At 46.5% G+C, this 14,298-nt stretch carries 11 protein-coding genes; 5 read left to right on the plus strand and 6 right to left on the minus strand.

The window, feature by feature from the left end:
- Positions 1-12: 12 nt before the first annotated feature.
- Both CPIN_RS23820 and CPIN_RS23825 read right to left on the minus strand, forming a co-directional pair.
- Positions 13-1,209: an efflux RND transporter periplasmic adaptor subunit gene (locus CPIN_RS23820; protein ID WP_012792404.1), complete on the minus strand. Its 1,197-nt coding sequence runs from the start codon at positions 1,207-1,209 to the stop codon at positions 13-15.
- A 132-nt stretch (positions 1,210-1,341) separates the two neighbouring features.
- A complete protein-coding gene (locus tag CPIN_RS23825) occupies positions 1,342-1,728 on the minus strand; it encodes a superoxide dismutase (RefSeq protein ID WP_012792405.1) in 387 nt (128 codons plus the stop codon).
- A 130-nt stretch (positions 1,729-1,858) separates the two neighbouring features.
- On the opposite strand from CPIN_RS23825, the gene CPIN_RS23830 reads away from it, so the two are divergent.
- Positions 1,859-2,491, plus strand: a complete 633-nt coding sequence (locus CPIN_RS23830; RefSeq protein WP_012792406.1) for a helix-turn-helix transcriptional regulator — start codon at positions 1,859-1,861, stop codon at positions 2,489-2,491.
- 93 nt (positions 2,492-2,584) lie between these two features.
- On the opposite strand, the gene CPIN_RS23835 is transcribed toward CPIN_RS23830, so the two are convergent.
- Positions 2,585-3,085, minus strand: a complete 501-nt coding sequence (locus CPIN_RS23835; RefSeq protein ID WP_012792407.1) for a hypothetical protein — start codon at positions 3,083-3,085, stop codon at positions 2,585-2,587.
- A gap of 94 nt (positions 3,086-3,179) precedes the next feature.
- Between CPIN_RS23835 and CPIN_RS23840 the strand changes: the two genes are divergently transcribed.
- The 3 genes from CPIN_RS23840 (at position 3,180) to CPIN_RS23850 (ending at position 6,178) form a co-directional block, all read left to right on the plus strand.
- On the plus strand, positions 3,180-3,638 hold the full coding sequence (locus CPIN_RS23840; RefSeq protein ID WP_012792408.1) for a hypothetical protein: 459 nt from the start codon (positions 3,180-3,182) through the stop codon (positions 3,636-3,638).
- Positions 3,639-3,807: 169 nt separating this feature from the next.
- Positions 3,808-5,181, plus strand: a complete 1,374-nt coding sequence (locus tag CPIN_RS23845; RefSeq protein ID WP_044219579.1) for an MFS transporter — start codon at positions 3,808-3,810, stop codon at positions 5,179-5,181.
- Positions 5,162-6,178, plus strand: coding sequence for a GntR family transcriptional regulator (locus CPIN_RS23850; RefSeq protein WP_012792410.1), 1,017 nt, complete (start codon positions 5,162-5,164; stop codon positions 6,176-6,178). The genes CPIN_RS23845 and CPIN_RS23850 overlap by 20 nt, the downstream gene beginning before the upstream one ends.
- Positions 6,179-6,294: 116 nt before the next feature.
- Here CPIN_RS23850 and CPIN_RS23855 read toward each other — a convergent pair whose 3' ends face one another.
- On the minus strand, positions 6,295-6,729 hold the full coding sequence (locus CPIN_RS23855) for a GNAT family N-acetyltransferase (protein ID WP_012792411.1): 435 nt from the start codon (positions 6,727-6,729) through the stop codon (positions 6,295-6,297).
- Between the two features lie 92 nt (positions 6,730-6,821).
- On the opposite strand from CPIN_RS23855, the gene CPIN_RS23860 reads away from it, so the two are divergent.
- Positions 6,822-8,246: an aminotransferase-like domain-containing protein gene (locus CPIN_RS23860; protein ID WP_012792412.1), complete on the plus strand. Its 1,425-nt coding sequence runs from the start codon at positions 6,822-6,824 to the stop codon at positions 8,244-8,246.
- A gap of 36 nt (positions 8,247-8,282) precedes the next feature.
- Here the strand turns inward: CPIN_RS23860 and CPIN_RS23865 are convergent, their stop codons facing one another.
- Both CPIN_RS23865 and CPIN_RS23870 read right to left on the minus strand, forming a co-directional pair.
- A complete protein-coding gene (locus tag CPIN_RS23865; protein WP_012792413.1) occupies positions 8,283-11,198 on the minus strand; it encodes a galactose-binding domain-containing protein in 2,916 nt (971 codons plus the stop codon).
- Between the two features lie 29 nt (positions 11,199-11,227).
- Positions 11,228-14,284, minus strand: coding sequence for a SusC/RagA family TonB-linked outer membrane protein (locus CPIN_RS23870; protein WP_012792414.1), 3,057 nt, complete (start codon positions 14,282-14,284; stop codon positions 11,228-11,230).
- Positions 14,285-14,298 lie beyond the last annotated feature (14 nt).

Consider the following 14,298-nt stretch of genomic DNA (forward strand, 5'->3'; position numbering starts at 1 on the left):
GGTAGACTTAGTTTATTGCTGTGCGAGTGGTTTTGCCGGCACAGGTTTGATCAGCAGACTATCCTTCAGATTACCCATACCTTCGGCGACTACCTTATCACCTGCCTGTAATCCGCTTTCGACTACATAGCTGTCACTCGTGCCGATGTCCATCACATGTACCTCACGACTTTTTACCATACCGTCAGCCGACACGACATACACCATTTTCATACCCTGCATTTCAAAAGTAGCCTGCTGTGGCAGCAGCAATGCGGAGGAAAGATTCATCGGAATTTCCAGGGTAGCACTGCCACCACTACGGATAATGCCGGCCGGGTTTGGGAACGTTGCCCGGAAACTGATAGCGCCCGTTGATCTGTCAATCATACCATTCACGGTCTCTACACGACCCTGTTCCGGGTAATGCGTCCCATCAGGAAGCACCAGACTTACCGGAGGCATTTGTTGCAGTTTCTCGTGGACGGACTGCCCTTTATATTTAGCCGTAAACGCCAGGAACTCTTTTTCATCAAAAGAAAAGTAAGCGTAAATATTGCGGATATTCGATACCATTGTCAGCGCCTGCGGAGCCGAAGGACTTACCAGACTACCTATCTTATTAGGAATAGCGCCAACGATACCATCTACCGGACTCACAATACGCGTATAACCGATATTGGTATGGGCATTCGCCAGACCTGCCCTTGCCTGTGAAAGCACGGCCTCTTTCGCTTCCAGATTGTATTGCGCAGCTTCCAGTGCGGTGGCAGTAATGATCTCTTTCTTTACCAGTGGCGTCAGATTGCTCACCTGTAACTTTGCAGCACTAACCTCCGCTTCTGCACTTTGAATAGCGGCGGTAGCGGTTCTTACCTCCTGTTCATATTGGGGTGCATCAATCACAAAAAGCAGCTGTCCTTTTTTAACAACAGCCCCTTCATCGACTAATATCTCCCGGATATAACCATCGATCTTAGGTCTGATCTCGATATTCTGCTGTCCTTCCAGAGAGGCCGGATATTGCACTTTAAGTGTGGTTGGCGCCTGCTGAATGGTATAAATAGGAAATTCCTGCGGACCGTTATTCGCATATCCACTTTCGGTTTGCCCGCAGGCACCGAGCAACAGGAGTGAAAGCGCAGCAGGAATAATATACATGCCTGTAAGGCACAAAGCGCCCCCAGTGCCGGGAGATGCCTGTCTCCCGGCCTTCATATGATTAGTCATTTCGTAAATGTTTAATAGTTGATCCGATACCCGTCAGACAGGCATGACAATCCCCTGCCGCATCCTTATTTTTTGCGGCATTTATAGGTAAACCTGTTTATGAAAGGAAGAAATAGTACTGATGCTAAGCGATCAATACCTGCTGGATAGGTGGGTGATTCTGGCTTTCTGATAACGCTCGTCAGCGACATCCCAGTTGACAAGTTTCCAGAAACCGGCGATATAATCCGGACGTTTGTTTTCGTAATGCAATGTAGGCGGAGACAGCAAGGTCCAGAAAAGACTATGATTATAATGTCCACCGGCATTATTACGGACAGCCACCGGCAGTTCCTTGATAATAGCAAACAGCTCTTCCACTGACAGTGGCGTATAAGGCGTATCTGCCAGGGCTTTGTTCAGATTATCCACGTACGCCTGATGGTGCCTGGAATGATGTATCGTCATCGTCCGGGTATCGAAAACGGGTTCCAGCGCATTGTACGCATATGGAAGCAATGGTAGTGAATGAATAGCCATTTTTATGATGATTTATACTGCAAAAGTAGACAAAGAAACTATTAAACCAAATAAACACTTGGTTTATTATGATTATTGGCGCATTGATTTTTTCTATATTTGCATTTACCAAATATTTACTTTGTTTTTTATGAAAATGACACTACCGGATAATGAGAGAGCGGTTTGGATCCTGAAGACAAAAGGGCCTTTGCCATTAATCGAACTTGCAAAAGACCTGAATATTACAACGGAAGGCGCTCGTTTTCAGTTAATTAAGCTGGCAAATGAGGGGTTGGTAGAAACAAGGTCCGAGTCCAAGGGGAAAGGCCGGCCACAACAGGTATGGTCCCTTACCTCACAAGGACACGCCCGTTTCCCGGATGCTCATGCTGACCTGACTGTAAAGCTCATCCTGAAAATGAGGGATACGTTGGGAGAAGACGCCTTGCAGGATGTCATTGAAGCCAATGGCCGGGATGGAAAGGAGAAATACCTGAAAGAACTGGCAAATGTGTCAGACCTGGAAGGAAGGATCGGCGGACTGGCCCGCATCAGGGACAATGAGGGATATATGGCCACCTGTATAAAAGATGAGGAAGGATATCTGCTGATAGAAAATCACTGTCCGATCTGTGCTGCCGCTACAGCATGTATGGGTTTCTGCAAATCGGAACTGGACACATTCAGGGCGGTATTAGGGGATAAAGTATCTGTCGAAAGAGTGGATCATATCCTCGCCGGAGCGAGACGTTGTGCTTATAGGATAAAAGACCGTGCCTGATAAATACCAGGCAAGACAACATCTTTGTCAATCAGACACATAATTACCTGATTTATACTATACAAAATGATAGCAGAGAAAAACACCTGCCTATCAGCAATCAAGACCATGTTCCTCTGCCAGATCCCAGTATTTTTCCAGATATTCCGGCATTCTACGGATGTCTGCTAATCCAACAGTATCAAATTCATCTTTGCCCCGTTCGGCTGTTACACCGAGAAACCGCAGGGCCTGATTAATTTTCTCCATTTCAGGATCAACATTTTCACTACCAATAAAGGCATTGGCATACTGGGAGCCGATACCACCAAAATAATCTGTTGAAATAATGGCATAATGAGGCGCTTCGGAAACGGATACACGGCCCATGATCTCCGCAAGTACTATTTCACAGGGGAATGGAAGAGAAGGCCGTCGGGAAAGGGGCAGCTCCCCTGCTCTTCCTAAATAGAATTGCCAGTAGGCACTATAAGTGCAATCAATATGAAACAATGTCAGATCTGTATGCAGTGCCACAGGCCGGAGATCAAAGTAAGTCAGTTCCTCCGGCATATATGCACCTTTCAGAATAATAGCGGTTATCATGTGTCCCATAGTCCTTCCTGCTTTATATGTTCCAAATATATTATCATTCAGCTATTTCCCGAAAGAACAGTACGAAATGTTACAACTTCCGTAATTTTACACCATGGGATTATTCGATTTCTTCTTCAAAAAACCTGTTGTTATCAATGATGAGCTTTTCGGACAGCTACGCTTCGTAGATACCAGGGATAAGGCCATGAATTTCTTCGAAGGATATACATTCTTCAAACCTTCCAACGGCAACATTGAGATACATGTAGAGGGTAATCTGCCAGGTCCGGACGAGGAACAAAAGCAATTTTACCTTGACCTTCAGGAAGACTATGACAAGTATATCCCACAGATCCAGACAGCAATCGAAACAGAATTCCGTCACTGGGAGAAAGATTTCACGATAAAACACTTCCGACAGGAATTTACGCCTGTCTTCCTGGAAATTCCCCGCTTCAATCAGGAACGCTCTATCTGGTCCATCTCTTTTGATACTACAAATGGTAAGGGACACGAGATCGTGGTATACTTCCATGACGGCAAAATTGATGAAGTTGTCATTGACGGATGATGCGCTCCCCTCACTTATGACACCTGCCTGGCAGGTAATTGTCCTGCTGCCATATAGATTTATAGTCCAAAATAGCACAAATGACTATTTTGTAGCAATAAAAACATCCATTTGTACCAAAATTACTTAAATGGCAATTCAAATGAAATGTCATTTATACTTTTGCCGTATGAAGTTGTTGAATAAGAAATTGATACTGGTCATCGCCTCCATGGGCATTTTTGTAGAAGCACTGGATATCGCAATCATTAATCTGGCGCTGCCAAAGATCGAAAAGGACCTGGGATTAACAAATGATTCAAGCTATAAACTTCAGAGTGTATATGTGCTGATTTATGGATGTTTTCTGATCCTTGGTGGTAAATTGTCGGACTTCATGGGCCGGAAAACTGTCTTTATCTGGGGCGCGATCATCTTCCTGCTGACCTCCTTAGGAGCCGGCTTATCACAGACCTACCACGCCCTCTTACTCTTCAGGACATTACAGGGACTAGGCGCCGCATTGATCATGCCCTCCGCATTCTCTATCGTCAATTATTATTTTACAGCGTCCCGGGAGCGCAGCAGGGCCATCGGTATCTTTGGCTCTTTTGCGGCCACAGGTTCCGCCGCGGGCCTGTCTGTCGGAGGTATTATTGCCAGTTACCTCGGCTGGTCATGGGTCTTCCTGATCAATGTACCCATCCTGCTGATAGTAATCGTAATTGCCTACCTGTACCTGGAAAATGATGAAAAGTCCCATAGCAAACTGCCCGATATTCCTGCCGCCATCGCATTGGTCGCAGCAATGCTTTCATTGACCTGGGCCACGGAACTATTATCAAAACCAGCAGAAAACAGGCTGAAAATCGCCGGTTTCCTGTTATTACTGGTCGTTACCAGCTTATATCTCTATAAACGGCTTAAAACGCAGCCAATACCGCTTTTAGACCTAAAGGTATTGGCCTTGCCTTCACTGAGAAAAGGCAATACGCTTTTCATTCTCCTGGGCGCTCTTTTCACCGGCTACCTGTTCCTTATGAGCTTCCTCATACAGCAAAACTTTCACTTCTCTGCCGCTGAATCAGGCTTTATCATGATGCCCTTCAACGTTTTATCTATACTCATCGGCCGCTTCGGCTTACCCGTACTATCCCGCAGAATACCTGCAAAAACGATTGCCCTACTCGGCGCCTCTTCTATGCTGGCAGGTACACTCTCCCTGGTAGCGGCGGTATATTATCAGAGCCTCTTCTTCCTGCTGGCCGGCGGTTCCCTGATTGCCGGCATAGGCATGACACTCTGCTTCACCGGCTATTCTGTCATTGCCATGGAGAAAGTACCGACTGAGCAGCTGGGCGTAAGTGGCAGTCTGACCACCACCGCTTATTTTGTCGGAGGTGGTATCGGACTACCCGTCGTTTCCATGTTCATGAGTAACACGGCGGGTGAATGGAATGGCAGACCAATATTAGTACTGTGCGCAATTGCACTAGGCAGTATTACATTGCTATCATTTCCCAATTCTTTGCTATTTTCCCGGAATGAAAGACTTGCAGATTGATACAAATAGCAAAATTCCCGTTTACATCCAGATCGCGGAGTCCATTATGGCAGCCGTACGTGATGGTCTGTTGACCCGCGATCAGCAAATACCCTCTATCAATGAACTGAGTGAACAATATCTGCTTTCCAGAGGTACCGTAGAAAAAGCGTATAAAGAACTGAGAGACAAGAAAGTTATTATCTCCGTAAAGGGAAAAGGTTATTTCATCAACCGGACCGATATCGCCATTCCGCTAAGAGTCTTATTACTATTCAACAAAATAAGTAACTATAAAAAACAGGTCTATAACGCCTTTGTAAAGACATTGGGAGACAATGTATTTGTAGACCTGCATATCCACCATCATAGTGTCGCACTCTTCGAGAACCTGATCAGCAATCACCTGGGAGACTATGACTACTATGTCATCATGCCTCATTTTTACGAACAACCGGAAAAAGTACTGGACATCCTGAAAAAGATACCACCTGGTCAACTGATCCTGCTGGACAAAGATGCACAGGAACTTAAAGGACAATATGGTATTGTGTACCAGAACTTTGAAAAAGATATTTACGAAGCTTTACATGAGGCCCTGCCGGCTTTGAAAAAGTATAACAGCCTTGTCTTTGTAAATCCCGGATTCACACCCTACCCTCCTGAGATTGAGAAAGGGTTCCGGTATTTCTGTCGTATGCAGGATTTTAATTTCTCCGTCATAGAAGGTATCGAAATGCATACGCCGGTTACACAGGGACAGGCATATATTATCATCGAAGAAACAGACCTGGTGAACCTTGTCAAGATCTGCCGGAATAATCAACTGAAGATCGGAGAAGACGTAGGGATCGTTTCTTATAACGAGACTTTACTGAAAGAGATATTACTGGATGGGATCACGGTTATTTCTACAGATCACGAAGAGATGGGTGCCGCAGCAGCAATGATGATTAAAGATAAACAACTCGGACGTGTCAAGAATCCGTTCCGGCTGATCCTGCGGAACTCTTTATAACAGCGTTCCACTTAGTAGGTCAACAGGGTAAACGCCGGATATCCGCCAATGATAACTTCGGTGTTTTTCATCATGCAAAGAATAACCATTCATTGGCATAAAAGGTTTAAAGCGCACTACTCCCTCACCTGTAAATGAATATCCGGCTGATGTACCTCCAGCACATTGGCAGGAGATTTAAGCTCCTTAAAATCAAACTGCCGGTACAACCCATGCGCATCACTCGTATTTAACATCTTCCTCCTTAACCGCTTCGACCAGGGCAAATCCATGATATGCCCTACTATTTCTTTCGATATCCCCTGTCCACGATATGCCGGTAATACAAATATATCCGCAAACCAGCCGAAGGTGTAATAATCCGTTATCACACGCCCGAAGCCTACCTGCTGATCTCCTATAAAAGCACCGACACAAAAGGAATGCGCCAGTGACTGTGCTACAAACGTATAAGAGATCCCTTTTGCCCAATAAGAATCTTCTGATAAAAAACGGTGTATCATCTCCACATCCATATGCTCCCTGCCGGTTTTGATAATGATCGCTGACATAATAATGGTTTGTTTCTACAAAAGTATAGGGGGTAATTAAATGAATACAGTCTCAGTTTGAACTATCTTTATGGACACAGTTAGTACGCTACATGAAAAATGATTTCTTATACATAGAGATATCCAATCAGCTCGGTGAACTCATAAAGAAACAGATCCTGCAACCGGGAGATCGCCTGCCCTCCGTCAGAAATCTCTGCCAGGAATACGGTATCAGTATGAATACCGCCAAAAGGATCTTTCTCGAACTGGAAGCGCAATCACTGATTGAGTCTATTCCACAATCTGGATACTATGTATGCCGGCAACCGGTTCGCAGACTTCCCCTACCCGATATCAGCAATCCTTCGGGAAAAATCAGCAATAAAGAACCGGAAGAACTGATCAGCAGGGTCTATGCCAATATCGGCAACACCGCATTGACACGTTTCTCTGTAGGTGTACCTGCCAATGAGCTATTACCATTAGCAAAACTCAATAAAGAACTAATCAACGCAACAAGAAACCTGGCCGACGGTGGTACCGCCTATGAGACACTACAGGGCAATGAGAAACTGAGAAGAGCCGTTGCCGCCCGTTCTATCTATTGGGGCGGTAACCTGCAGGAAGTCGACCTTGTTACTACCGCCGGCGGCATGAATGCCCTTTCCTTTTGTATGATGGCACTGGCAAAAGCCGGAGATACCATTGCGATAGAAAGTCCCTGTTATCCCGGCACCCTCCAACTCGCTAAAAGCCTTGGATTAAAAGTCCTGGAATTACCGACGCATCCCATCACCGGTATCGAAATAGCAGCATTAAAAAAAGTCGTTACCAAAATTAATCTCTGTCTACTGGTCCCTAATTTCAATACACCTCTCGGCAGCTACATGCCGGAAGAAAACAAGCAAGCAATCGTCCATCTCCTTGCTGAGCATAAGGTACCACTCATAGAAGACGATATCTATGGCGACCTTTATTTCAGCGGACACCGCCCCTCCTGTTGTAAGGCATTTGACACCGAAGGAATGGTGCTCTGGTGCAGCTCTGTTTCTAAAACACTCGCACCGGGCTATCGTGTAGGTTGGGTGGCTCCCGGAAAATTCAAAGACAAAATATTAAAGCTGAAGCTGGTGCACGCCATCTCTGCTCCTGCCATCACACAGGAAGCAGTCGCTAATTTTCTCACAAGCGGACATTATGAAAATCATCTCCGGCAATTCAGAAGGATATTACACAGCAATTATCAGCATTATACAGAAAGCATTGCCGCATATTTCCCGGAGGGTACAAAGACCAGCAGACCGCAAGGAGGCCTCTCCATCTGGGTGGAGTTTGATAAAGGGATTAACACGACGGAACTGTTCGAACTGGCTATGAAACAGAAAATAAGTATTGCCCCAGGGAGGATGTTTTCTTTACAGGATCAGTTTGAAAACTGTATGCGACTGTCTATCGGACTAAGCTGGTCCGAAGACCTCAAACGGAAACTAAAACTCCTTGGGAACCTCGCAAAACAAATCAAAGCTTCCCGATAACGGGAAACTTTGATGCTATGAAAGGAAAAAGACCAGCTATTTATGATTGTAAGGTGTAACGATCAATTTGTACTTACCACTCTCCAGCAATCGCTTCTCAAAAGAGATCTCCAGCTGTTTGCTTTCACCTTTCAGCAAAGTGAAATAGTTGTCACTCATCACAAGCGGTAATACCCGCTCATTGTTATCCGCTCTCACTACCTGCACACATACCGCAAATGCAGGTCCGGCAGCATTGGAAGGATTGCTCACCGTCGCTGTAATACGTGTACTATCACTCACCTGCACCGCCTTCGAACCCACCTTCAGCTGTACTGCCGGTAATTGATTCAAGGCCGTATAATCACCATTCCGGTTGCCTCTCCAATAGAAATTATCAGATTGCAGACTACCTTTGGCATCACTCAGGCGCAAGCGTATAAATTGCACTTCTGAAAGGGTCGCACTACGTTTCCCATATACCTCCAACTCATACAAAGAATACCCCCATTGTGAAGCCCGCTTACGTCCGAGCATTCTTACATAACGCGCCTTCACCGCCTGTAAAGCAATGGTTTCAGTACCGCCTTTACTGGTCTCTGTCTTATAGACATCTGTCCAGGACTGCGCATCATCAGAGACCTGTAAATTATAAGCTGCCGCATGTGCGTCTTCCCAGATCAATACGACATTACTGATCTCCTGCGCAACACCCAGATCCACATAGATCCATTCATTGTCGTTGTAATTACTGCTCCAGCGGGAACCTACACTGCCATCTGCTGCGGCAGCAGTGCCTGCACTCTCCGGAGAAGAAGAGGAAGCTACCACTGTCTTCCTGAATGCCAGATTGTCTGCATTAAAATTCAGATCAAAACAAGGCGTTGTATTATTCGCAGCGGCACGGACAGTCGCTGTCTGACCAATCTGTTTAGCAATCGTTCCATCCATATTGTATACAATCGCTTCCGCCTTCAGGTTACTATAATCCTGTAAAGTAGTATTCACCACCTTCACGGAATTATCCGCCGCACTCCATTGAATGTGCAAAGGCTCGCAGGCTTTTTTCACGCCCCAGTAAGCGCCTGTCAGGTCATAGTAATAGTCGTAAGTCTGCCATACCATACTCGGATAAGCAGATTGACTCATCCAGGTCATAATACCCGATGCATCCTTCCACATATTATGTAACCAACCCTCATACATCGCCTTGTTGACTTCAATATTCACCAGCTGCGCCTTCCGGCAATAGTCTTCAATACCGCTGGCAGTACCGTAACCTTTGTTGATCGCTTCGTCATATCTGTCCGGACCAGCATTAGCCGCCGACGGACCAAAGAAATGCAGGTCCCACATTTTATTACGTGGCCACCAGCTGCTGTCCGGCATAAACTGTTTAAAGCTTTCAAAAGAAGGAAACACCGCCGTACCGATCTCAGTACGTAGCCCCCATCCGGGCGTACCGCCAAATCCACCGGGAAATCTGGTAAAATACCAGGCGGGTGCAAAGTTCGTCCACGGACCACTACCCGTCAGACCATCAGCATGAGAATTCGCCTGATACAAACGGTCATTCCCATCAAATGTGCTGACGTCCTCTTTCAACCAATTATTCAAAGGTGGTAAAGGATAACCTTCATTATCGCCACACCATACCGCGATACTGGCATGATTACGAAGCCGCTTGATCTTCTCCACCGCATTCCTGTTGAAAGCAAAGATATCTTTAGGCAGATTGGGATGTGAGTTCAACCAGAAATCATCCCATACCAGCAAGCCATATCTATCACAGGCAGTATAGAATTCTTCATCTGTCGTACTTCCAATCCAGTTGCGCACCATATTAAAATTCATCTCACGATGCAGCTTTAGCTTCGTATCATATTCACTGCCACGACAACGTAACAGGTACTCCGACATCCCCCAGTTACCGCCCTTGATGAAGATCTTTTGCCCGTTGATATAGATATGCAAGACACCACCTGTGGTGTCATAACTGAAACGTCTCACACCGAAAGTCACGTTATGGCTGTCAGACACGCTGTCTTTTACGGTGAATTGCAGGTCACAGGTATATAAGGGCTGACTGCCATACCCGTTCGGCCACCAAAGCGCAGGATGGGCTATTTCCGGCTGAAAAGAGACTTGTTCCGTTTGTCCGGCTGATAGTTTTACATTCTTTGAGAATCGGATATTACCCGGCTGAATCGTGCCGGAAATGGTACCCTCCTGTGCCTGTGCAGAATGATTATCCAACTCCATCGAAATACTCAGTTTAGCGAGTGAGGTATCCGCGGCACTGGTACGTACCCATGGGTCCTGGATAGTGATTGCGCCGGAACCGGTAATGTATACATCATCCGTAATACCCATGTTCAGTCCGGGTACATAGGGCATCCAGTCCCAGCTGGCGCTGGAAATATACGTCGGACTTGAATAGTTCACGATAGGCGTACCTGGCCAGCTCACCAGCAAGGCCAGTACATTCGGCTGATCATACCGTAACAGGTTCGTCACGTCAAACTTTCCCCGGTCCATAAAGCCGTCCAGTAAACCAAGCCGATGGCCATTCAGGAATACTTCCGCTTTCCGGTTCACGCCTTCAAAGTTGAGCCATTGCTGCTCTCCTGCCTTCCGGCGGGAAAACTTAAACGTGCTGCGATACCAGAAATCCCGGTCATACTTCGCTTTATCTACCTGGTAAATGTTATCCGCATAGTTAGGATCTTTCTCTAATCCGGCGGCCACAAATGAGCCAAACACCGTCCCGGGTACAATCCCTTTCACCCATTGCTGGTCGTTGTAAGCTGTTGCATGAATATCCGTTGTCTGTCCCAGCTCCGCTGCCGCTTTCACTTTCCAGCTTACGGCCGCATTGCTGCTGTTTAAGGTCATGATCTTTTCCTGTCCGTTTGCTGCCAGGCATAATATCCCTAAGACCGCTGAAAGCGCCCATCGTTTGTTTCTCAACATTTTAGCAAATTTTCCTCGTTAGTTTGTGTTTATTTAAAACCGATCTGCACCCCCAGATTGACAACGCGCTGATTGATATAGGCGTCGCCCGCAGAGTTACTGGATACCTCAGGGTCCTGCTGGTACTTATCGTAGTTGGTCCATGTTAAAAGGTTATAGGCACTCAGGTACAGTCGTGCGTTGTTAAGGCGTTGTGGTAACCAGCGGCTTGGCAACTGATACCCCAGATCGATCGTTTTCAGACGTACATAACGCGCATCGATCAACCAAAAATCTGACATATAGGTGCGCGCACTATTTACAGTAGTCGGATTGCTGGTCAGACGTGGGAACTGTGCGTTATCCGCATTCTCCGGTGTCCATCTTTCCTGGTGGATAGGCTGAAACTGACTCTGGAAAGTCTCGATACCGGTACCTACCACACTGAAACTATATCCAAACGCACCCTGGAACAGCAGACTCACACTAAACCCTTTGTAGTTAGCTGCCAGTGTTAGACCCAGCACCGTATTGGCCAGATTCGGACGACCGATAGGTCCCCTGTCATTATTATCAATAATACCGTCGTTGTTAAGATCCCTGTATTTCAGATCACCTGCCTGGATCGGATATTCACTCAGCGGTGTAGCTGGTTTGTCATGTGTGTTCGCCTGGATCTTCTGAATATCCTCCGGTGTATAATACCCGATAAAAGTATAGCCGAATGGCTGATCGATAGGACGACCCGTTTCTCTCAACCAGGGGAAAGCCGGCTGTGCTTCATCCTTGAACAGTACCTTGTTCTTGAAATGCTGGAATACCAGGCTGGTGGTGAAGTTTACACGGCGGATGCTGCCACGGTAGTTGATCTGTCCGTCGAAACCTTTGTTGCTCGTTCTGGCCACATTCGTCGGACTGAAACCAATACCGATAATACCAGGAATAGAACCCTTCCGCACCAGCTGATCATAGCGGATATCATGGAAATAATCGACCGTCACAGAAAGCTTGTCTTTAAACAGGTTCATATCGATACCCACATCTGCTTTCCTCGCCTTTTCCCAGCTTACGTCCATATTGCCCAGTTCTCCTTCATAAATAGAACCTTGTTGGGAGTCATTTTCCCCGAAGGAATAACCACCGCTATAATAATACTCCTGACGATAGAGATAACGGTTGCCCGACGTCACATCAGAGCCTACTACGCCATAGGAACCACGCAGTTTCAGCAGACTGAAAGGCAGGTTACGTTCCTTAAAGAACGACTCCTGCGAAATATTCCAGCCCACGCCCACTGCCGGGAAAAAACCATTCCTTTTCTTCGCCTGAAAACGGTCAGAACCATTATAAGCCCCATTAAAATCGATCAGATATTTCTGTTGATAGTTGTAGCCGGCCTTGAAGGAAAGTCCGCGGAAGTTGGCCGGAACATCCGACTTAAAGGCATAACTCTGCCTATTGTATAGTATGAGTGAGTTAAAGGTATGGGCGCCAAAGCTACGGTCGTAATTGAGGAATGCCTGCGTGTTCACATTCCGGCTGTACAGGTCCGTATTGCCCGTCACACGATAAGCCTGCAAACGGTAGTTTCCACGGGGATCCAGCGTATAAGAACCATCCACCGGATTATAATGATAAGAAGGCGGATCTGCAGAACGGAACAGGTTCCTGGAATACTGCTCCACACCGGCATAAGCCACACGGGCCGTCAGGGACAAGCCTTTCGTCATAAAGTCCAGTTGCTGCGTAGCGCCAAATAAGGCATTAAAGTCTGTACGCTTACTACGGGTATAACCCCCATTCGCCAGACGGGCATTGATCGTCGGTAACTTATCCTTTGTATCCACCGCAAATGCATAACTACCATCCGGGTTCATGATAGGCGCGGAATAAGGATGTATCTTTTCAAAATTATAGACTTCCGATACCACATTGGCTGCATGTGGCTCATTGATATCACCAAAACGAGCTGTCAGGTCAAGACGCAGTGTCAGCGTCTTATTTGCCCACATATCGAGATTGGAGCGGAAGTTATACCTGCGGAAGAAATAGTTTGTATTCACTTCATTACGGGGATCAGAAAAGTCCTTTACAAGTCCGTTCTGTGTTAAAAATCCACCGGAAATAAAATACTTCACCGCCTCTGTTCCACCGGAGATATCGACGTTTGTATTCGCCTGCTGTGCAAATTTCTTAAACACCGTTTCATACCAGTTGATATTCGGATGACCATAAGGATCTTTCCCGTTCCTGAACAGCTCCAGGTCCGCATCCGTAAACAGTGGCGTCAGACCGTCATTCCTATACGCTTCATTCACCAGCAATCCCGTATTGTAAGCATCCAGCAACCTGGGCGTCTTTACCGGCGCCTGTAAGCCTGATTCTGCTCGTACGTTTACCTGCGGACGACCGCTTTTACCTCTGCGGGTCGTCACCACCAGTACGCCGTTAGCGCCCTTGATACCATAGATCGCGGTAGTGGACGCATCTTTCAGGATAGAGATACTTTCAATCTCATTGACGTTGATCTGTTGCAACTGGTCGTAAGAGTATTCAATATCATCCACGATGATCAGTGGTTTATTTCCCTCGCTGTTCAGCGAACTCACACCACGGATAAAAAAGTCGGAAGCATCTCTTCCCGGCTGACCGGAACGTTGCTGCGACACAAATCCTGGCAGCTTACCCATCAGAGTATTCTGCACGTTGGCAGTAGGTACATTCCTGATCTCAGCCCCGGTGATACCACTTACCGCACCGGTATTTGTAATACGTCTTGTCTGCGTAAAACCCACCACCACTACTTCATCGATCCCCTGTGTAGCAGGTTGTAATATGACATCAAGGGTCACTAAACCTGTTACACTGATTTCCTGGGTCGTAAACCCGATCAGCTTCACGATCACCGCATTCGACTTCCCCTTCAGGGTCAGTTTAAACCGGCCGTCCGCATCTGTAATAGCCCCATTGGTAGGCACGCCCTTCTCGACAACTGCCGCACCAGGCAATACGCCATTCAGGTCTTTCACAGTACCGCTTATGCTTTTTTGCTGTGCCATCGAAGACAGGGAAATGGCCAACAGCAGCAACAGTAAAATATATTTCATCTTCAATCAGTTGA

This window comes from Chitinophaga pinensis DSM 2588 (assembly GCF_000024005.1).
GTDB classification, from domain to species: domain Bacteria; phylum Bacteroidota; class Bacteroidia; order Chitinophagales; family Chitinophagaceae; genus Chitinophaga; species Chitinophaga pinensis.